Below are 20,539 nucleotides of genomic sequence, written 5' to 3' on the forward strand. Positions count from 1 at the left end.
CTCAGTTTTTTGTTATTAAATTTCATATCCCATCAAAATGCCCTCAGCTTCAGCGTAAAAACTGCATAATCCTGAGGTTAGACGAGTGTGGATTTCAGCATCAGGATAGATGGCTTTGATTTTTTCAGAAATCATGTCACAAATTTTAGGATTTTTGGCATGTGCAATAAAAACCTTACCACCTTTGTAACCCGCTTTTTGAATTTCTTCTAAAACAGCTGAAACAGCCTTCTTTTGCCCTCTGGCTTTTTGCAGTAACTCCAGGGTTCCTTCTGTGCTAGCTTGTCCGACCATTCTAATGTTTAATAGTCCCACTACTTTGCCGACTAGCTTGTTAAGGCGGCCATTTTTAACCAAATTATCGACATTAGCTAGGACAAAAACAAGACGTGTCTTAGCTTGGTAGGCTGTTATTTTTTCAACAACCTCATCAAATGATAACCCAAGATTGATAAGGCGCTCCAACTCAAGAACAATCAAATCCATCTCGCCACCAGCCGATAGAGAGTCGATGATGTGAATGTTGGCATTTGGATTTTCTTCTAATAAGTAGGTTTTTGCTAATCGTGCACTGTTGTGACTACCTGATAAGGTTCCTGTAATGGTGATAGCAATGACATTGTCTGCCCCCCGATAAGCCTGTAAAAAGGCATCTGGGCTAGGACAACTTGAAGTCGCTGCTTTTGAGGTTTGGTACATGGTGTCCATCATATAATCAATGTCCAAGCCGTCGTCATCGATAAAAATCTCTGTTCCGATCTGCAAAGTCAAAGGCACCCTCTCAAACTGTAAGGTATTGGATGGGCTGTCTAATGTTTTTAGATTACATCCTGAATCTGATACGATTTTCCAAGTCATTGTACTCCCTCTTTTCTTTAGATACTCTTTTTCTAGTTGACAAATAAAGGTCTTTCCCATAAAATTATATCATTATTCGTTACGCTTTCGCTAGTAAAATATCGTCAGACGTAACACTTGAAAGGTATTTGTGATGACGGATAAATCTATTTCTAAAAAATCACTCCAAAATCTAACACAATTTAATCAGGAAGCTCGAAAAATCACTCGAGAATCCATGGAAATCGCTCTTTTAACGCTATTAGAAACCAAACCATTAGCTCAAATCACCATTTCTGAATTAGTCGCCAAGGCAGGGGTATCTCGCAACGCCTTTTATCGCAATTACACGTCAAAAGAAAACATTCTTGAACACTTGCTAACTTCTGTGATCAGACGCATCTTGCGTGGCATAAAGGGTTTTGATTTGAAAAGTCAAGCCTATCAAGCTTGGCTCTACCTGTTTACCGAGGCCAAAAAAGAAGCCCAGTTGCTTAAAATGATTTTCAAACATCACCAACAGCAACTGCTAACACAAATTGTGACCAAGCGTTTGAAAGGATACCAACGCTGGAAAGAAAAGCAACAGTCTCATTACATGCGCCTTTTTTGGAGCAATGCCATTGTTTCAGTCCTCTCAAAGTGGATTTCAGACGATATGGTTGTTCCCGCTGAGGAGATGGCTGCCATGGGCTTGCCTCTTTTAGCCTAATAGCGACTTAAAAACTTCCTTAAAAGGAAGTTTTTTTATGCTTAATCTAAACAGGATAGGGCAAATTGGTTAATGGCATAAGCTACCCCAGCAGCATCATTAGACAAACTAACACGGTCTGCTATCTCCTTGATGCTATCGTGGGCATTTCGCATCGCAACGCCTATCCCTGCATAAGCCAGCATTTCCAAATCGTTAGGGGCATCTCCAATCGCCATTACCTGATCCGCACTAAGCTGCAAATCAGTCACCAATTCTTTTAAGGCTGAAGCTTTGGTAACATGCTTTGGCATGATTTCTAAAATGGTCTCCTGGCTACGCACTACGCTAAAATCCCTGGCGAGCATCTCCTTGGCTGAAGCTTCAAACGCATCAAGCACTGCCTTTTCTCCCATATATATGGCTTGAAAAATAAGCTGATTATCCGCTTTTAAGGTCGATAAATCAAAGGCTTTGACTTTAGTAAAGACCAGGTCGCCATCTGCTTGAACCAGAGCTGGCACTTCTTGATTCAAAACGAGGTAATCTTTTTCGCCTGTCAGGGTCAAGTACAAACCGTCAATAGTATTCGTTAGCTGATAGAGGGTTTCAATTTCTGAAATGGTGAGCTGTTTTGAATGCAACAACTGCCAATCAGGGCTTCGATAAGTGCTGCAACCATTATTTAAAATGAGAAATTCCGTTTCTGTGAGCCCTAAGGCTTCAAAATAGGGTTTTGTTCCTGATTTGGGACGTCCCGTACACAGCACCACCCTAATGCCTGACTGCACAGCTTTTTGTATGGCTTGGTTGTTTTCCTTGAGCATCTTTTTTTGACTATTTAGGAGGGTACCGTCCAAGTCAATAGCTATTAGTTTAATCATGTTAGTCTGTTCTTTTCTTTAAGTTTTAGAGATGCCACTAGCATCGGTTTTACTGCCTTGTTACGATTTGTAGCGCTTGGGCGACACAAACTGATCGTTTTCCATAATAAAGGGTGCTGCTGTTGTGCTGTCCTGATATTTTTTATATGTGTTAAATAAATAGCGGTAACAATCGTCTTTTGTATCAAACAAAATTGCTTGGAAAGGGTCCTGGAAGGATAGCTTTTCAACAAATAAATATCCGTCTGCATGCTCTACTAACACCCCAACATGCCCAATAAACAAGGCATCGCCGTCTAAGTTGTCGTGTAACACGACAGATACCATCTTAGCTGGACTATTAAAAGAAACATGGGAAAGGTGTGCCTGCATCTTTTTAGCGTGAATAGCAACATCCTTTGTGGGCTCTGTCGTCACCTTTGAAAACAGCTGTTTAAAACGATTGGTCTCTTCTTCTGTAAAGAGATTTGCTGCACGGATAGCATCTTTATCTGAAAATAGAAGCGAGTCATCACTGTTAATATCTTGGATAGTGAGTTTATCTTTTAAAAGCATAAAGGTATTAATCCGACAGTTAGTCCCAATAAAGTCACCTTTTTTGGCAGCCCATAATTGATCAATCTTTGCCATGTCGTAGTGAGGTGGTTTGCGTTTGGCAAAGTCTCCAACCAAGCTCACCTTTTCAACGGTATCATTGTAATCTTTCACGCCTTCGATGAATTGGTTGACATTATCTGGCGCTAGCTGTTGACTTAGGGCTGTTTTGACTTGCTCTAAGCTCTTATCACTGCTCATATTGGACAGGTTCAGACGGCCTATCTGCTTTTCGTTTGATGTGGTATTAATAGTATTGTTTGGTTTAGTAGCTACCTTGGAATGCTGACAAGCAGTCAAGGGCAAAACCAATGGAAGCATTAGCCATAAAAATCGTTTTTTCATATCATAATCACCTTTTTAATATTTTTACCCTTGGAAAACAGTTTATTCCAGGGAAAGTCTTAATCAGACGAATCTGCTTAAAGTATATCATAAAATCCACATCAGGGCTTTATTAAACAAAATAGTTCTGCTCAAATGAGCAGAACTATTTTGTTATTTTCGTGGACCCAGTTGGAATTTGCTTCCTTTTAGAGCTCGCTTTAAGATAGGGGATAGTGGCAGTCCTGAGACGATCACTTCGTTTTGATCTCGATTGACTTCAACAGCTCTTACACCAGGGACAGTTTGAAGCAACTCAGTGACTTTTTTTGACACAACCGTCACATTTTAGACCAGAAATAGCATATGTCGTTTTCATATTAATTCTCCTTTGTTATTGAAATGGTTTTTAATCGCAAAGCATTCAAAACAACTGATACTGAGCTAAGGCTCATGGCAAAGCCAGCTAGCATAGGGTTTAATAAGGGACCACCAAAAAGGTATAAAAATCCCATAGCCACAGGTATCATCAAGATATTGTAGACAAAAGCCCAAAAAAGATTTTCTTTGACAATTTTAATGGTTAAACGGCTAATGCCAAGGCTAGTCACTAAGTCCATCATCTGAGGTTTCATCAAGATGATATCTGCTGACTCTATCGCAATATCTGTCCCGGAACCCATAGCAATTCCCACATCAGCAACAGCTAAAGCAGGGGCATCATTAATGCCATCTCCAACCATTCCAACTATCTGTCCTTGCCCCTTTAGATCTGCGATAATCTGAGCCTTTTGGTCTGGCAAGACCTGACTAAACACTTGCTCAATACCGACTTGCTCTGCAATATAACGCGCGGTTCTATCATTATCTCCTGTGAGCATGACTGTTTTTATGCCAAGCTCCTGCAAAGCTGTAATCATTGCTGGGCTATCTGCTTTGATGGGGTCTGCAATAACAAATAAGGCTTGTAAGCTATTATCTTTGGCAAAAAAGACTACTGTTTTCCCCTGCGCAGAAGCTTGGTTGAAAGCATCAAGGGATTTCTCAAGAGCAATCCCTTGTTCTTGCATCAACTCCTTATTGCCAATTGTAAACAAATGGTTCTGGTGTTTGGCTTCTACACCCATACCGGTCATGGCACGAAATTCTGTGACTGTCAAAAAATCAACTGCTTGTTCCTTAGCTGCAGCAACAATGGCTTGCCCTAGAGGGTGTTGAGAATACTGCTCTATAGACGCTGCTAGTTGCAAGGCTCGATTGGCATTACCTTCTACAGGGATGACTGTTTCTAGGGTAGGTTTCCCCTGTGTGATGGTCCCTGTTTTATCCAAAACAATGGTTTGAATCTGATGAGCTCGCTCAAGAACATCACCACCCTTAAATAAAATACCTTTTTCAGCAGCCCGACCAGAGCCAACCATTATAGCTGTCGGAGTTGCTAGCCCCAAGGCGCAAGGGCAAGCAATAGCTAGGACAGCAATCGCAGCAGTTAGTGAAAATTCAAAACTTTCTTTCATAATCACGAGCCAGAAAAAGGCTGTCGCAAGAGCTAGGGCAATAACAATTGGCACAAAAATCCCTGACACTTTATCAGCAATAGCTGCTATGGGGGCTTTGGTCTGCTGAGCGTCTTCGACTAGTTGAATAATATGTGATAGCACAGTATCATCACCTAAGCGTGTCGGTTGGACTTTGAGAGCACCTTGACCATTAATCGTCCCTGCAAAGACAGAGTCGTCAGTCTTTTTGCTAACCGGTAAACTCTCCCCTGTCAGAAGCGATTCATCAAGCGTGGAGGTTCCTTCGATGATACGACCATCCACTGCCACCTTTTCTCCTGGCTGAATTAAAACGGTATCTTGCACAGTGACCTCTTCTAGCGGGACTAAGGTGAACTGATTATCACGCCAGACTCTGACTTCTTGAACCTTTAAAGACATTAGTTGCTTGATAGCTTGTGAAGTGCGCCCCTTTGAGCGGTGTTCAAAATAGTGCCCCAAGGTTATCAAGGTTAAAATCACACCTACTGACTCGAAATACAGGTGATGTAGCAAATCTGCTTGCCCCAAAAGTAAGCTAACCAGTGCATAAGTACTGTAGATAAAAGCGCCACTGGTAGCCAGAGCCACTAAGGAATCCATATTAGGATGTCCCTTAAACAATGCTCTAAAGCCATTAAAGTAATAAAACCTACTCAAATACAGCACAGGCACGGTCAGGATTAATTGCAACACAGCAAAAACCACTGGATGAGACTGAGCAGCTAAAAAATTCGGTAAAAAGCCGTCAAACATCCCACCCATGGCAAGGTATAACAAGGGAAGGGTGAATACAGCCGACCAAATAAATTGCTTCCAAATAGTAGTTGCCTGTTGTTCCTGGCGTTCTATATAAGAGCTTTCTTTTTGGGGATTAAACAGCTCTGCCTTATAGCCTGCTGCTACAACAGCATCAATAATAGCTGTTGCAGGTAATGAATCTGTTCGGTAACTGACGGTCATTTTTTCTGTAGTCAAGTTCACAACTGCTTTATCAACTTCTGGAAGATGATTAACAGCCTTTTCAACCGTCATTGCACATGAGGCACAAGTCATGCCGTCTATTAAAAATGTTTCTTTTCCCATGGATAACCTCCTACTGTTTGCAGTGACACTGCCCTTTCAAGCAACGACAGGGAACCTCTTGCATAGCCGTCTCCTTTTTGACCTCTAGCAAGCTTTGCAAGTCCTGAATGTCTCGCAGAGTCATTGGCAATTCCTCGAGAAGTCCTTTTATGAGATGAGTATGTTGACGCTGACAAACTTTTCCTAAAACCTCAGACAAAGCAGCTAACTGAAAAGCCTCCTGATCAAGGTGTGCTTGATACACATAAGCACGACCCTGACGCTGAGTAAGTAAGGCTTTTTTGTCAACCAATCGCCCAATCAAGGTTTTAATGGTTGAATCAGACCACTGGTATTTTTGTTTTAAAATGCGGATAATCTCACCACTCTTAATCTCACCCTTAGCCCATACAACTCGCATGACCTCCCATTCAGAATCAGATATTTGTACCATGTCATCACCTCTTCGTTTACATCTGTAAATTAATTATAATATATATATTTACATTTGTAAATTATTTTTCCTATCATTTTTATGAGTATTGGTATTGACTTTTTTTCTCATTTTGGTATGATTTGATTGCAAGAATAACATTTAGATTAAGGAGACACTATTGAATTACACTCATCGAAAAATACTTGTTGGGATACTGACACTTGGCATGATTTTTGGTTTTCAGCCACATACTTCTGCCGATTCTAGATCCTGGAAAAGTTGGTTTATCGAGCAATACTTTTGGCTCAAAAGAGATAAAAGTTACTACAAAATGCAAGATGACACCACCTTCCAAAAATATTTAGACGCTTGCCAAGAAGCTACTGATAAAGGTTATCAGCTCGATCAAAGCGCTGTAAATGGTGTGCTACAAAAAGAAGAACAATATGACATGCAAGTCTATTCGTGGAATGATAAAGGTACGCCTAATCAAGAAACCATCTTCTACTTGGCTGGAGGCTCCTACCTCAACAACCCAAGCCCCTACCATATCAGCATGCTTAAAAATCTTTCTGAAAAGCTTGATGCCAAAATCATTCTTCCAATTTACCCTAAGGCGCCTCGTTATACCTATGACTATGCCATGCCAAGATTAATAAATCTTTATAGGGATTACTACACTAAAAATAAAAACATTACCTTAATGGGAGACTCCGCTGGTGGTGGCTTGGCACTTGGTTTAGCCCATGCTTTGACCTATGAAAAAGATAACAATCCTCATAACTTGCAACCTAAGCATATTATCCTACTCTCCCCGTGGCTAGATGTGTCCATGTCACATCCTGATATCCCTAAATACGAAAACGCTGATCCTATTCTTTCTGCTTGGGGCTTGCGCCGTGTTGGACAACTATGGGCGAGAGATGCTGATAATGTCAATCACGAATACGTGAGTCCAAAAAATGGCTCATTTGAAAACTTAGCTCCCATTACCTTATTCACAGGGACTCGTGAAATATTTTATCCAGATATTAGAGATTATGCTAAAAAATTAGAGGAAGCAGGTCACCTCGAAAAATATGTTGAAAAAGAAGGCATGAACCATGTCTATCCAATCTATCCTATCGCTGAAGCTAAGGAGGCTCAAGACCAAATCATCTCAGTGATTCAATCATCACAACCCGCAGCACAATAAAAAATTCACCTATTCCTGAAAAGGATTAGGTGAATTTTTTGACTCTGTTCGTAAAATCGTTAACTGTTTTCTATACAGACTAGTCTTTTTTGTCCAGGCGACGCAATAATTGGTCAATTTTATGCCCGTAAGCGATTGAATTGTCTTTTTCAAAGACCAAGTCTGGTATTTTATACATGGTTAATTGCTTACCAAGTTCACGTTTAATCGTTCCAGTCGCTTTTTCCAAACCCGTTTGTGCCTTTTGGTTGTCAGAAGCCAAATCACTCATAATAGTATAGTAAACCTTGGCAGCAGACAAGTCACCTAGCATTTGGACCTCTGTGATGGTAACGCCTTGAACACGTGGGTCACGAACTTTTTTCTGTAAGATATCGTTGACTTCACGTTTGATTTCCATGCCGACACGATCAATACGATGGTTTGCCATAAGATAACTTCCTTTCTTTAGTCTCACAATAAGACAGAAGAGGTTGAAGGTTTCGTCACCCCAACCTCTTTTATCATTTCATTTTTATTACTTGCGAATAATTTCTTCCATGATGTATGCTTCGATAGCATCATCAGCCTGTAGGTCGTTGAAGTTTTCAATCATCAAACCACCTTCTTGAGCATTTCCAACTTCTTTAACATCATCTTTGTAATGTTTCAAGCTAGATAATTTGCCGTCGAAAATAACCACATTATTACGGATAACACGCACATTAGAATCACGAGTAACCTTACCACGAGTTACCATAAAGCCACCAATGGTGCCCACTTTAGTAACCTTGAAGGTTTCACGGATAAGCGCTTCACCAAGAATTTTTTCTTGATATTCAGGGTCAAGTTTGCCCTTCATGGCTTCTTCAACTTCTTCGATAACTTTGTAGATGATACTATGGAGACGAATCTCAACATCATCTTCGTCAGCTTGCTGACGCGCCTGTGGTGTTGGACGAACGTTAAATCCAATAATCACGGCGTGTGAAGCTTCTGCTAATGTCACATCTGATTCATTGATGGCACCAACAGCTGAATGGACCACGTTGACACGGACCCCTTCGACTTCAATTTTAACCAGTGAAGCTGCTAGCGCCTCTACAGAACCTTGAACATCGGCTTTTATGATAACATTAACTGTTTTAATTTCACCAGCTTTAAGGGTATCAAAGAGGTTGTCCAGACTAACACGTTGAGTGTTTTGGCGTTGTTTCAAGAGTGCACGTTTTGAACGCTCTTCACCAGCTGCACGAGCTGCTTTTTCATCGGCATAAACGGCAAAGTGATCACCCGCCATAGGCGTTTCATTTAGACCTGTGATTGAAACAGGTGTCGATGGCAATGCCGATTTAACACGTCGACCTAAGTCGTTGGTCATCGCACGCACACGACCAAAGGTATTTCCAACAACAATTGGGTCTTGAACATGAAGAGTTCCTTGTTGAACAAGAAGGGTTGCAATAGCCCCTTTTCCTTTATCAAGACGCGCTTCAATAACTGTACCAATAGCTCGAACAGTTGGGTCTGCCTTTAGTTCTTCGACTTCAGCAACCAAAAGAACGGTTTCGAGGAGTTCGTCAATATTTTTATTAAATTTAGCCGAAATTTCAACGAATTCACAGTCCCCACCCCAAGAAGTTGAGATGATACCATGTTCAGCTAATTCAGAAATCACACGCTCTGGGTTAGCTCCTGGCTTGTCAATTTTATTAATTGCCACAATAATTGGCACTCCAGCTGCTTTGGAATGGTTGATCGCTTCGATGGTTTGAGGCATAACCCCATCATCTGCTGCTACAATCAAGATGGTAATATCCGTAACTGAAGCTCCACGTGCACGCATGCTCGTAAAGGCAGCATGTCCAGGCGTATCCAAGAAAGTGATTTTTTTGCCAGCTTCTTCGATTTGGTAAGCACCGATATGCTGAGTGATTCCCCCGGCTTCTCCTGTAGCAACACGAGAATTACGCAAGGTATCTAGCAAGGTTGTTTTACCATGGTCGACGTGTCCCATAATGGTAACAACAGGGGCACGTTCAACAATATTATCTGGATTCAAATAACTATCATCTTCAAAGAAACGTTCGATGTCAGCATCGTCCACTTCTATTTTTGCCTTTGCTTCGATACCATAATCAACCATCAATAGCTCAATGGTCTCACCATTCAATGATTGGTTTTGTGTTGTCATAATACCCATCATGAACAACTTCTTAACAATCTCTGCCGGCTCACGTTTAATCCGTTTTGCGATTTCGGCAACTGTCATACCTTCTGAATACTCAAATTCTTTTGGTAATTCATGGAATTTACGCTCTGTTACTGGTTTTGGAGTAGCGTTATTATTCCTATTATTTTTGCCTTTTTTGGTTTTTTTGTTTTTATTCCAGTTACTATTTCTTTGATTTCTCACTTGGTTTTGACTATTCCAACTCTTCTTATTTTGCTTTGGTCCATCTTCAGTCACTTGATTCGTTTCACGTGTTTTTTCAGGACGGGTTTGTTTCTTACGACGTTTTTCAACAGGTTTTGCCACAGCAGCGACAGGTACAACCGTCTCAACAGGAGGTACCTGCTGGCTAGTAGCCTTACGACGTTCAGCCTCTTCTGCTTGTGCTTGTATCGCAGCTTGTTTAGCTTCTTGTCTAGCAATTTCTGCTAGGCGTTTTGCTTCTTCTTGCTCACGGAATCGTGACTCGCTTTGACGCGAGTACTCGGCATTTTGCTCAGCTTTTAAGGCTGCTGCACGCGCTTTAAAATCAATTTTAGGCGCTGCTGTTGGGGCTTGCGTATGGCGATTACCATTGCTAAACGAGCGATTCCTGTCGCGATTGCCTGTCTGCTGGCGATTACCTCCATGTGCTGATTGTTTGTCTCTATTTTGACCTTGAGTGGCCTTTTGAGGTCTATCAGCAGCTGGTCTGCCTTGCGGGCGTGCTTGCCCCGACTGTTTACGAGCAGCTTGCTCTTTTGCCCTAGCTTCGCGCTCAGCCTTGAAGTTTCGGCTTTTCGGCTTAGTAACGGCAGGTTTTGGTACTGTCGGAGCTTCTGCCTTAGTTTCTACAGCAGATGGTGCTTGCTCTTTAGCTACCTTTTCTGCTACCGCTACAGGCTTATCGCTTTTAGGAGCAGCGACAGGTTCTTTTTTTTCAACAGGTTTGACGTCAGGAGTGTTAGCCGTTGTTAGGCTAGCGATAATTTTTTTAGCAGTGGCTTCCTCAACTGTTGAGGCATGGCTTTTGACAGCCAAACCTAATGCCTTGGCATGCTCAACTACTTCTTTACTACTCTTACCAATTTCCTTGGCAATTTCGTGCAATCTTTTCTTTGACAATTTGTGTCCTCCTATTCGCTTATTTCATAAGAGTCCTCATTTTCTTTGAAAATCCAGCGTCTGCAATAGCTACCACCTTACGGGGCTTGCCTAATGCAGCACTTAATTCCAGTGCACTAAACACTGTGGAGACTTCTACCTTATAATAATTACTTTTATCAGTTACTTTTTTAGTCACGTTGGGACCAGCATCGTTGGCTAGAAAAACTAATTTGGCTTGCTGGTGCTGGATGGCTTTAACCACTAGCTCCTCACCGGAAATCAGTTTTCCTGCGCGTTGAGATAATCCCAAGAGATTTGACAATCTTTCTAAGTTATTCAAGACCTAACTCTCTTCTTTTGACTTTATGATCAACGTAAGCAATCAATTCATCATAGAAACTCTCTGGAATATCCATTGAGAAACTACGATTAAAGACTTGTTTTTTCTTAGCCTGAATCGCTTCGGTATTGTCTAGTTTTATATAGGCACCACGCCCATTTTGCTTTCCTGTTGGATCGATAAATACTTGTCCATCCTTAGTTTTGACAATCCGTAGCAAATCCCGCTTGTCAATGGTTTCACCAGAAACGATTGACTTGCGTAAAGGTATTTTTCTTACTTTAGGCACAAAACACCTCTTTTCTTATTCTTCCTCGTTAGCAACAAGTGCCTCTGGTTCAGAAACCGCTACAGGCGTTACGCCAGCTTTTTCAGCTTCGAGACGCTCATATTCACTAGCAGATTTAATATCAATACGATAACCTGTTAAATGAGCTGCTAAGCGAACGTTTTGTCCCCTACGACCAATCGCAAGAGAAAGCTTGCTATCTGGTACAACTACTGTTGCGCGTTTCAAGTCTTCATCGTCAAACAAGACCATGTCAACCTCAGCTGGTGCGATAGCGTTATAAATGAACTCAGCCGCATCATCAACCCATTGAATCACGTCAATATTTTCTTCTACTGGCACTTCAAGTCCTGTTTTGGCATCGTAACGTTTTGGATGAAACTTGCTGATAACCTTTTTGATGTTGCTTCCACCACGTCCAACGATGGTACCAATAGCATCAACGTTAGCATTGTGGCTACGAACAGCAACCTTTGTGCGATCTCCAGCCTCACGAGAGACACTCATGATTTCTACCGTACCATCAAACACTTCTGGAATTTCTTGCTCCATGATGCGTTTGATAAACTCAGGATGGCTACGGCTAACAAAAACATTGACCCCTTTAGGATTGTTTTCAACCTTGTAAACATAAACCTCAATGCGGTCATGTGACTTAAAGGTTTCACCAGGAATTTGATCTTGGTGTGATAATTGCGCCTCAAGAGAACCTAGGTTGACATAGATAAAACGTTGGTCAAAACGCTCAACAGTACCTGTCATGATTTCACCTTCATGCTCTTTGTACTCATTGAAGGTAATTTCTCGCATTTGACGACGCATTTTTTCCATGATGGTTTGCTTAGCTGACTGCGCAGCCACACGGCCAAATTCATTGACTGACTCTTCAAAACGAATCTTGTCACCTAATTCATAGGCTGAACTAATAGCTAAGGCATCTTTGAGACTAATTTCGAGACGGCTGTCAAAAACCTCTTCGACAACCTCTCTAACGGTGAATACTTGGAAATCAGCCGTTTTTTCATTAAATTCAATCACACATGATTCTGACTGCCCATAACGGCGTTTATAAGCTGACTTCAAAGACTCTGTGACTGCTTCGATGATGTCTGCTTTGTCAATGTGTTTTTCTTCTTCCAAAATACGGAAGGCTTCTAGCATTTCTTTGCTCATAGTGTTGTCTGCCTAGCTAAACAGCTGGCAAAAATCCTTTCTGAATTGATAGATCTTAGGACTAGTCAAGCGACTAGTAGAATATTCTATAACTTAAAGTTTAACAGCTAAACGAGCCTTAGCAACTGTCTGATAAGGGATTTCAACTGTTTTTTGTCGGGTTTTATCGAGGTAATCAATCACCAAGGTTTCACCGTCAAAAGAAACTAAATCTCCTTGGAATACTTTGATTTTATTGATAGATTTGTACAAACTAACGTTGATATAAGACCCTACAGCCTCTTTAAGGCTTTCAGCTGTCTTTAAGGGACGTTCCAATCCTGGACTAGATACTTCTAATAAGTATTGATCTGGGAATGGATCTGGCGAAATAGCATCCAGCAGAGGACTGATGAGGTCTGTGAGTTCAGACGTGTCCTCAACTGTGATGCCACCAACCTTATCCACTAAAATACTGAGAACATAATCGTTCCCCATTTTCTCGTACTCGACGTCTACCAATTCAAAAGGAGCTGTGATAACTGGTGCTACTGTTTTGGTAACGATGTCGACAATAGATGTATTTGCGATTGTGATGACCTCCTATTTTTATCAAATAACTTCAGGTTTTCACCTGTTTATGGATGAATTCAATACAAAAGTGGCGAGATATCTCTCACCACCTTCCTGTATTATTTAAGTTTATTATACCACAATAAAAGAGGATTGCAAGGAAATGAGTCCTTTTCTCACGAACTTAAGGAGAAGAGGGGATTCGAACCCCCGAGCCCCGTTAAGGACTACACGCTTTCCAAGCGTGCGCACTAAGCCACTATGCGACTTCTCCAGATAAGAAGTTGATAACATCAACTCTCTTAGTTTACCACTTTTCTCGCAAAAATACCACTAGAAATGTGCTTCCAGACGGTAAATAACCTGTCCTTTACTTGAAAATTTGGCTTCATATTCTGTCATAACATTATCTTGGTAATCGCTAGCGTGCAAATCAAGCCACACGCGTTTTAACGTCATGCCATATTGTGAAAAACTGGCTAGGCTATATTCGAACAACCCTCGATTATCTGTTTTGAAATGAATTTCGCCGTGTTCTGGCAAAATTTTCTTGTAGGTATCCAAGAAATCCTTGTAAGTAAGGCGTCTTTTTTCATGCTTACTTTTAGGCCAAGGGTCCGAAAAGTTAAGATACATCATATCCACTTCGCCATCTTCAAAATAATTGGTCAAGCTCGAGCCATCCACACGTAGCAACTTAACGTTTGGGGCTTTAGAGTCTAAAACCTTGTCTAAGGCGTAGCTTAAAACAGATAGCTGAATGTCGATGCCGATGTAGTTAATCTCTGGGTGTTTCAAGGCCATCCCAGTGATAAACCCTCCCTTGCCTGAACCTACCTCGATATGAATAGGGTTATCATTACCAAAAACCTCATGCCAGTGCCCTTTTGAATCTTCAGGATTCAAAATGACATAGTGAGGATTGCTTTCCAAGTGCTCTTCAGCACCTTTTCGTTTTCTAACTCGCATTATTTCTTTCCAAACATTTCTCTAAATTTTCGTAAAGCGTAAATTTCTTGATTGACATGCTCCATATCTCTTTTGTCAAAACACTTTAAGATTTGTGTCAAATAAGATAGTTGACCGTACCAGATGATTTTTTGCATGACCTTGTCATTATTTTTATACCCATAATAGGATAGCCATTCTGCCCAGCGTGACTTAGGAATGTAGTGGCTGAGCAAGTAAGCCACGTCATACATACGGTCTGTCAAACGTACCGAGTCCCAATCCACTAGAAAAATCATCCCACTTGTTGTGATGACCCAATTGCTGTGCTTAATATCTCCATGAACAATGGTAGCCACCTCAGAGCGAAACTCTGGCAGACTGCGTTTTAATTCTTTGACAATAGCTTGCAAATAGGAATTTTGCTGGATTTGCAAAGGCGCATTTTTTTCAAAATCAACTAATAAGTCATAGGGATTTTCAATTTTATAGTTCAATTGCAAGAGTTGGTTGACCAACTGCTTTGATTTGTGGAGGCGCAGCAAGATATGAATAATCTGCTTGCTATTCATGTCCTTTTTAGTCAACGTACGACCATTTAACCATTCTTGGGCACTCATTGTGTCGCCGTTTCCCATGCGTTTTGCCCACAGCAATTGCGGTGCAATCTGTTCCTTAGCCAAGGCGGGTAAGATCGGTGTGGTATTTAATTTGATAAACACACAATCCCCATTGGGATACGTCCCTTTGTAGGCTTTTCCACTTTTCCCACGCAAGGGCGTTAATGTCAGTTCTTGTTCTGTTGTGGTCACCTTATCACCCTCCTTTTTTTCTGTTTTTTCTCATTTATCATCCCTATTTTACTTGTTTTAAATAACTTAGTCAATTATCTTCTTCAACTTGTGTGGCAGGTACAAAGCGTTGAGCAATAACATCAGCAATAGGATAAGCCCTGCTTTTTCAAAAGAAGCACTCACTAACAGATTACATCCTGTTATTACCACACTGAGCTGTCTCAAAAAGAACAACAGATTATCTGCCTTGAGCTGTTGACTGTCAGGATAAGTGGTTGCCAAATAGTGATAATCATAGTGATGATACAAAGACAACATTTGAAATAATATCAGATAATTAAAAACAAAGGACAATCCCAAAGATAGATAATAATGAGGCACGAGGGCAAGCGACAAACAACTTAGCAACAGCAAACGTACTGATAACCCAAGGTAGTCTGAACTACGCAAGAAAGCTCGCCAATAGAGGTTTGTCCATAACTGTTTGCTGTCTTTTTTGACCCATTTTAAGATAGGGTTTAAGTACGATCGCTCTTTGACACTGGTCGAGATCCCCTTGACATTTGTAAACAGGGAATAAAATTTCAAAATAGCTTGCTGGCGATTAGCCTCAAAAGCAATCGCTTTGTCCCAATCCAGACCATTGTCATGCACAAAACCCGCTATTTGACGCTTAATTAGCCACCCTTTGATGACAATCAAAACTAACAACATGACGATAAACATCAATACGTTTAGTCCTAATTTAAGAAACAGCGGAAATAACAACGCTAATAAAGCTGTCTGCAAACCAGACCAAAAGACAAAAGACGAGCGCCCTGCTTTTTTGATATGAGCAATAACTTCTTCTTCTTTGGTGAGTAGAAAATGACTGTCTGCTTTTTCTAAGTAAATAGCTACCGAACCAACTCGCAGTAACAAGACAATCACAATAACTAGGCCCAGCTGGATGGGGAGAGGATTCTCAGGAAAATGTTTTAGCAGTTGGCTATACTGAAACAGTACAAACCCTAAAAGAAACATTAAGACCAAAACGAAGTGATCATTAAAAACATAAGGCAGGTATTTGGCGTGTTTTTTTTGAAAGTCTTGTCGACGTTTAAGCAATAATTCTGTCATTGTCTTAAACCTCTTTTGTTAACGCCAAATAAATGTCATTTAGGCTAGCTGACGCATCGCCAAAGGTGGCTTGAAGATCTGCCAAGGTCCCTTGAGCGCGCACTTGACCTTGGTGGAGAATAACAAAACGGTCACACATCTTTTCAGCAGAATCCAGGACATGAGTACTCATTAAAATAGATTTGCCTTTGGCTTTTTCAGTTTCTAAAACAGCAATTAAATCCGAAATGGCTAAGGGGTCCAAACCTAAAAAAGGTTCATCGAGGATAAATAGACTCGGGTCAATCACAAAAGCACAGATAATCATGACCTTTTGTTTCATACCTTTTGAGAAGTGCACTGGAAACCAATCCAATTTGTCGCTCAGGCGAAACAAATCCAAAAAAGGTTTCGCTCGATTTTGAGCCAAGTCTACATCAATATCATAAGCCATGGCTACCGTATCAATATGCTCTGCCAAGGTTAACTCTTCGTATAAACTAGGGGTTTCAGGGATAAAACCAATTTTTTTGCGATACAGTGATGGGTCATCTGATAGCTTGACACCATCAATAGTAATGGAGCCTTTATATGGCTTTAAAAAACCAATAATTTCATTGATTGTAGTCGACTTTCCCGCTCCATTTAAACCAATCAAACCGACTAACTCGCCGTCGCCAACTGAGAAGGAGATATCTTTTAACACTGGAATGTTGAGATAGCCCCCAGTAACTTTTTCAATTTTTAACATATAATTTCTTTCTAATTTTTGATATACTTGTAGTAAACATTATAACAAATTTGTGTAGGGAAGGTAACATAAAATGGAAAAATGTATATTTTGTAGTATTATTAATGGCGATATCCCGTCTTCAAAAGTCTATGAAGACGACGATGTTCTAGCTTTTTTAGACATTTCGCAAACAACAAAAGGACACACGCTATTAATTCCTAAACAGCACGTTGCTTCGGTTTTAGAGATGGATGCCGAGTTGGCGCAAAAAACCTTTTCAAATCTCCCTAAGATTGCTCGCGCCGTGCAAAAAGCCACAGGAACAACAGATATGAATATCGTTAATAACACTGGCGAACTGGCTGGACAAACCGTTTTTCACGCACATATTCACCTAGTGCCTCGCTACGGTAAAAACGACGGGCTCTCTATTACTTACCAAACTCATGAGCCAGATTTTGCTGCGCTAGCTACGCTGGCTCAACAAATCAGCAAGGAGATCACAGAATGACACTAAAATCTTTTGTCGCGTTGAGTTTAACAAGCCTCGCAGCTTATAAAATCTACCAAAATCGCGTGCGCATCAAGCGTTCAATCACTTCTTTGCAAGAATCAAAAAAAGCCATCTCTTTTGATTTAGATAAAATGAAAGGAGATCTTGCTTTAATCCAAAACCAAACCCAATTGGCTCAACAAATCGGGCAAGACCTGTCTCATAAATGGCGACTTTTCAACCAAGAAGCTCAGCCTCATTTAGCAGAAATCCAGCGCCGAATGGAAGCGTATCAACAAAACTAAACTCGTCAGCAAAACCACCAGTGTGAACTGGTGGTTTATTCTGTGCTATAAAATGCTCTTAGCAGTTCGTTGATTTGGAATACAGGCTATCACTTTCTAGTTATGATAAGTGTATTTAAATCATAACTTTCGGCAGTGAAATGTTCCAAAGTCGTATTTATTCATTAAATGAGATTTTGTATTCAAAAATGATATTTAGTTTATTTTTTTATTAAAAAATATTGTTTTAAGAAAGGAGTTTTAGTACAATAAACTCATGCTTAAAAAGAAAGGAGTGGTAACATGAAATTTGCATTGAAAAAACTAGCTACAGATGCCCTTATCTTACCATTAATTTTAATTCCGCTTATTTACAAGTTAATTCACGGCTAATAGTCCTCAGATGACTATCTGATCCTTGGCTGTATCTGAAAGACTATCTTCTTCCGCTAAGGTTGCGATTGCAAAAACCGTTCCTTTTTCTTCCTTGAAAAGAAAGTGGAACGGTTTTTGTATCTTGTTAAATCCCTTAGTTAAACAATTTTTATTGAAGGCGTGCTTTACAGTTGTTGAAACCCACGAGATTCTCAAAATAAAAAACACGCAGGTGTTTTGCTTATTGCCTTTCTGCGTGTTTTGACAGGTTATTTATCAAGATGCTGCCTCTGAAGTTGAGGCTCCTGCTGAGCTATCTCCAGAAGGCGTTTCTGCTGGTGCTGATCCTTCTGATTGAGGGGCGATTGGCAACTCTTGTACTTGATTGGTTGATGGCGTAGAGGCTTGCTGGTCTTGAGACACTTCTCTAGAATAGGCTGGAGACTGCGTCACAGACTCTCCATAGGTTGGAACAGAGACTGATTGGTCGTAAGTGCTAGTCGCTGGAGTTGGCGCGCTAGAGCCATACAAGGTTTCATATACAGTGGCTGTTGTTTTTAAATGAGTCACTTTGCCTAAGTCTAATTCTGCTCGGATTCTATTTTGCACTTCCAACAGATGGTCGCTAGTCACAATTTGATAAGAACCGCCATCAGCTAGGGTAGCATCTTCGCCTTTTAGCTGGTAGGTACTAATGTGTTTCAAGGCATCTGTATAAGCCAACAAGCTTGGAATGGTACGTGATGAAATTTCAATATTAGTCTGCATATTACCGCTAACAGCAGCTAAAATCTTTCGGTAAGAACTGATGCTGTCCAGCGCCAGAATTTTTTTCAAGACTTTTTGGATAACTTCACGCTGTCTTTTTTGACGGCCGTAGTCACCCTCGGGGTCGTCGTAGCGCATGCGAGCATAAACTAAAGCCTGTTCTCCGTTAATTTTATGGGTTCCTGGCGCGACACTCGCTTGATATTCTGGCTCATTTTGAGATATTGAGATAGGAAAATCAAAGTGGTTGGTCACTGTGATACCGCCTACTGCATCAACCATATCAATCAATCCTTGCATATTGATCTGAACATAGTTATCAATAGTGATGTTTAACAAATCTTGGACGGTCATAATAGCCATCTGAGCACCTCCTGCTGCATAAGCAGCATTTAGCTTGGCTTCAGCTCCGTTCATTCTATTACCTTCTGGTCCAGACAGGGTTATTAAAATATCTCGTTCAAGACTGGTCATGGTGGTTTTTCGTGTCTTAGGATTAATGGTCACTAAAATCATTGAGTCGCTGTTGCCTTCCCACTGAGAAGTCCTTTCAGACGATCCTGTATCAACACCCATTAGCAAAATGGAAAAGGTCTTTGTCTGCTTAATCGCATCGCTTTTTTTCGAAGACGTTGAAAAATCTTTAAACGTTTTGGACAGTTCTCCAGTCGAAAACGTATAAGCACTCGTCACATAGACTCCGACTGCAATGACTGTACTCAGTAAAATTGCAGTTAACATTAAAAATATTTTTTTCCCAATTTTCATCTAGTTTTTTATTTCTTGAGGTATTTACGCATTGCATAAACATCCAAGTCTTCTCCATCTTTTGATTTGATTTCGTTTCGTTTGACACACTCTATTTCAAAACCGTACTTTTTATAGATATGAATCGCACGGCTGTTTCTGACCTGAACCTCCAGGGTCAAGGTATTCAAAAGCTCGGTTTGCATGGCCCAGTCCAGAGCCACTTCCATTAATAGCTGACCTAAACCATGACCTTGGTAGGCCTCTAAAACAACCAAAAACAAGTCTCCATCTCGTGGTTCCGTCTCAGCATCACGAGTAGCGACATTTAATAGGCCTACTAATTGATTGTCTACCTTCAGCAAAAGGCAGATATCAAAAAGAGAGCTCTGAATAGAAGCAAGAGCACCTCTAACCTGATCTGGTGTCGCCGTTGCGATATCTTGAGCATTTGAGATGAAATCTGTTTCCAGGCTTGCTTGTTGCATGAGTTGAATCACACTAGCAACATCTAAGGGCTCTGCTTCTGAGATTGTCACTTCACGCTCAGTCATGACTTAGCGCTGCCAAAAGTTCCTGAGACCTCGGACCATGAGCAAGGAAATCTACTTGTCTGCCATCGCCGACTTTTGTAAGGATTATCTCCAAATAATCATCCAGGGTCCCTTTTCCGAGCAACTCACCCCACTCGATAACAGCTACCCCTTGGCCAAAAATAAAATCATCCAAATCAATAGAATCTGGATCATCGCCAATGCGGTAAACGTCTAAATGGTATAAGGGAATAGCTCCCTCATACTCTCTCACAATAGTATAGGTAGGGCTTTTTATCATCTGGTTAATTCCCATACCTTTGGCTATCCCTTTGGTAAGGGTTGTTTTTCCGGCACCCAAATCGCCTGTTAAAACAATGACATCACCAACTGTCAATTGCTTGCCAATACTTTGACCATAGGCTATTAAGGTGTTTTCATTTTCACTATAAAACATAAAGCTATTATATCAGAAAAGAAGTGTCCTTCCAAGTAAAATTTCAGCACTTATTCCTTTATTTTCAGTCGATTTATCCCTAATCACAAAATC

The 20,539-nt window shown here is 40.8% G+C and carries 21 protein-coding genes, 1 tRNA gene and 3 pseudogenes; 4 read left to right on the top strand and 21 right to left on the bottom strand.

Features of this window, described 5'->3' with window-relative positions; translation table 11 throughout:
* Positions 1 to 15: 15 nt before the first annotated feature.
* Entirely contained in the window at positions 16 to 858 is an 843-nt protein-coding gene (locus tag AKK44_RS04860) for a DegV family protein (protein WP_054278757.1), read from the bottom strand.
* A gap of 133 nt (positions 859 to 991) precedes the next feature.
* On the opposite strand from AKK44_RS04860, the gene AKK44_RS04865 reads away from it, so the two are divergent.
* Positions 992 to 1,549 (top strand): TetR/AcrR family transcriptional regulator, encoded by a 558-nt coding sequence (locus AKK44_RS04865; RefSeq protein WP_054278758.1) that lies wholly within the window; start codon positions 992 to 994, stop codon positions 1,547 to 1,549.
* A 41-nt stretch (positions 1,550 to 1,590) separates the two neighbouring features.
* Here AKK44_RS04865 and AKK44_RS04870 read toward each other — a convergent pair whose 3' ends face one another.
* From AKK44_RS04870 to AKK44_RS04890, 5 genes and pseudogenes are all read right to left on the bottom strand, one after another.
* Positions 1,591 to 2,412, bottom strand: coding sequence for a Cof-type HAD-IIB family hydrolase (locus AKK44_RS04870; protein ID WP_054278759.1), 822 nt, complete (start codon positions 2,410 to 2,412; stop codon positions 1,591 to 1,593).
* A 60-nt stretch (positions 2,413 to 2,472) separates the two neighbouring features.
* Positions 2,473 to 3,351 (bottom strand): DUF4300 family protein, encoded by an 879-nt coding sequence (locus AKK44_RS04875; protein ID WP_054278760.1) that lies wholly within the window; start codon positions 3,349 to 3,351, stop codon positions 2,473 to 2,475.
* Between the two features lie 153 nt (positions 3,352 to 3,504).
* Positions 3,505 to 3,709, bottom strand: a pseudogene (locus AKK44_RS04880) (heavy-metal-associated domain-containing protein).
* Between the two features lies 1 nt (position 3,710).
* A complete protein-coding gene (locus tag AKK44_RS04885) occupies positions 3,711 to 5,954 on the bottom strand; it encodes a heavy metal translocating P-type ATPase (protein ID WP_054278761.1) in 2,244 nt (747 codons plus the stop codon).
* Between the two features lie 10 nt (positions 5,955 to 5,964).
* Complete coding sequence (locus tag AKK44_RS04890; protein WP_054278762.1) at positions 5,965 to 6,387, bottom strand: CopY/TcrY family copper transport repressor; 423 nt, start codon at positions 6,385 to 6,387, stop codon at positions 5,965 to 5,967.
* A gap of 208 nt (positions 6,388 to 6,595) precedes the next feature.
* Between AKK44_RS04890 and AKK44_RS04895 the strand changes: the two genes are divergently transcribed.
* Positions 6,596 to 7,564 carry an alpha/beta hydrolase fold domain-containing protein gene (locus AKK44_RS04895; RefSeq protein WP_054278783.1) on the top strand — a complete coding sequence of 323 codons (969 nt, stop codon included), beginning with the start codon at positions 6,596 to 6,598 and terminating at the stop codon, positions 7,562 to 7,564.
* 79 nt (positions 7,565 to 7,643) lie between these two features.
* On the opposite strand, the gene rbfA is transcribed toward AKK44_RS04895, so the two are convergent.
* The 12 genes and pseudogenes from rbfA to AKK44_RS04950 form a co-directional block, all read right to left on the bottom strand.
* Positions 7,644 to 7,994: a 30S ribosome-binding factor RbfA gene (rbfA, locus tag AKK44_RS04900; RefSeq protein WP_054278763.1), complete on the bottom strand. Its 351-nt coding sequence runs from the start codon at positions 7,992 to 7,994 to the stop codon at positions 7,644 to 7,646.
* Between the two features lie 87 nt (positions 7,995 to 8,081).
* A pseudogene (gene infB, locus AKK44_RS04905) lies at positions 8,082 to 10,064 on the bottom strand (translation initiation factor IF-2); the annotation flags it as partial.
* 71 nt (positions 10,065 to 10,135) lie between these two features.
* Positions 10,136 to 10,880: pseudogene (locus tag AKK44_RS09380) on the bottom strand (translation initiation factor IF-2 N-terminal domain-containing protein); the annotation flags it as partial.
* A gap of 19 nt (positions 10,881 to 10,899) precedes the next feature.
* Positions 10,900 to 11,202: a YlxQ-related RNA-binding protein gene (locus AKK44_RS04910; protein WP_037594404.1), complete on the bottom strand. Its 303-nt coding sequence runs from the start codon at positions 11,200 to 11,202 to the stop codon at positions 10,900 to 10,902.
* Positions 11,195 to 11,491 (bottom strand): RNase P modulator RnpM, encoded by a 297-nt coding sequence (gene rnpM / locus AKK44_RS04915; protein WP_054278765.1) that lies wholly within the window; start codon positions 11,489 to 11,491, stop codon positions 11,195 to 11,197. The genes AKK44_RS04910 and rnpM overlap by 8 nt, the downstream gene beginning before the upstream one ends.
* 15 nt (positions 11,492 to 11,506) lie before the next feature.
* A complete protein-coding gene (nusA, locus tag AKK44_RS04920) occupies positions 11,507 to 12,664 on the bottom strand; it encodes a transcription termination factor NusA (protein ID WP_037594402.1) in 1,158 nt (385 codons plus the stop codon).
* A 93-nt stretch (positions 12,665 to 12,757) separates the two neighbouring features.
* Positions 12,758 to 13,240, bottom strand: a complete 483-nt coding sequence (gene rimP / locus AKK44_RS04925) for a ribosome maturation factor RimP (RefSeq protein ID WP_082385565.1) — start codon at positions 13,238 to 13,240, stop codon at positions 12,758 to 12,760.
* Between the two features lie 163 nt (positions 13,241 to 13,403).
* Positions 13,404 to 13,490 (bottom strand) — tRNA-Ser (locus AKK44_RS04930).
* Between the two features lie 59 nt (positions 13,491 to 13,549).
* A complete protein-coding gene (trmB, locus tag AKK44_RS04935; protein ID WP_054278767.1) occupies positions 13,550 to 14,185 on the bottom strand; it encodes a tRNA (guanosine(46)-N7)-methyltransferase TrmB in 636 nt (211 codons plus the stop codon).
* Positions 14,185 to 14,976, bottom strand: coding sequence for a cell cycle regulator CcrZ (gene ccrZ, locus AKK44_RS04940; protein ID WP_054278768.1), 792 nt, complete (start codon positions 14,974 to 14,976; stop codon positions 14,185 to 14,187). The genes trmB and ccrZ overlap by 1 nt, the downstream gene beginning before the upstream one ends.
* A 66-nt stretch (positions 14,977 to 15,042) precedes the next feature.
* Positions 15,043 to 16,077: an ABC transporter permease gene (locus tag AKK44_RS04945; RefSeq protein WP_054278769.1), complete on the bottom strand. Its 1,035-nt coding sequence runs from the start codon at positions 16,075 to 16,077 to the stop codon at positions 15,043 to 15,045.
* Between the two features lie 4 nt (positions 16,078 to 16,081).
* Positions 16,082 to 16,807 carry an ABC transporter ATP-binding protein gene (locus tag AKK44_RS04950; RefSeq protein ID WP_054278770.1) on the bottom strand — a complete coding sequence of 242 codons (726 nt, stop codon included), beginning with the start codon at positions 16,805 to 16,807 and terminating at the stop codon, positions 16,082 to 16,084.
* Between the two features lie 73 nt (positions 16,808 to 16,880).
* Here AKK44_RS04950 and AKK44_RS04955 point away from each other — a divergent pair, with 73 nt between their 5' ends.
* Complete coding sequence (locus AKK44_RS04955) at positions 16,881 to 17,300, top strand: HIT family protein (protein WP_054278771.1); 420 nt, start codon at positions 16,881 to 16,883, stop codon at positions 17,298 to 17,300.
* Positions 17,297 to 17,587: a hypothetical protein gene (locus AKK44_RS04960; protein WP_054278772.1), complete on the top strand. Its 291-nt coding sequence runs from the start codon at positions 17,297 to 17,299 to the stop codon at positions 17,585 to 17,587. The genes AKK44_RS04955 and AKK44_RS04960 overlap by 4 nt, the downstream gene beginning before the upstream one ends.
* A gap of 630 nt (positions 17,588 to 18,217) precedes the next feature.
* Here AKK44_RS04960 and lytR read toward each other — a convergent pair.
* From lytR to tsaE, 3 genes are read right to left on the bottom strand one after another with little or no spacing between them, the layout of a single operon-like run.
* Positions 18,218 to 19,477: a glycopolymer--peptidoglycan transferase LytR gene (gene lytR / locus AKK44_RS04965; protein WP_054278773.1), complete on the bottom strand. Its 1,260-nt coding sequence runs from the start codon at positions 19,475 to 19,477 to the stop codon at positions 18,218 to 18,220.
* A gap of 8 nt (positions 19,478 to 19,485) precedes the next feature.
* Complete coding sequence (locus AKK44_RS04970; protein WP_054278774.1) at positions 19,486 to 20,010, bottom strand: GNAT family N-acetyltransferase; 525 nt, start codon at positions 20,008 to 20,010, stop codon at positions 19,486 to 19,488.
* The gene (gene tsaE, locus AKK44_RS04975) at positions 20,003 to 20,446 is read right to left on the bottom strand and encodes a tRNA (adenosine(37)-N6)-threonylcarbamoyltransferase complex ATPase subunit type 1 TsaE (RefSeq protein ID WP_054278775.1); all 444 of its coding nucleotides are present in this window, start codon (positions 20,444 to 20,446) and stop codon (positions 20,003 to 20,005) included. The genes AKK44_RS04970 and tsaE overlap by 8 nt, the downstream gene beginning before the upstream one ends.
* Between the last annotated feature and the right edge of the window lie 93 nt (positions 20,447 to 20,539).

This window comes from Streptococcus phocae (genome assembly GCF_001302265.1).
In the GTDB taxonomy this organism is placed as follows: domain Bacteria; phylum Bacillota; class Bacilli; order Lactobacillales; family Streptococcaceae; genus Streptococcus; species Streptococcus phocae.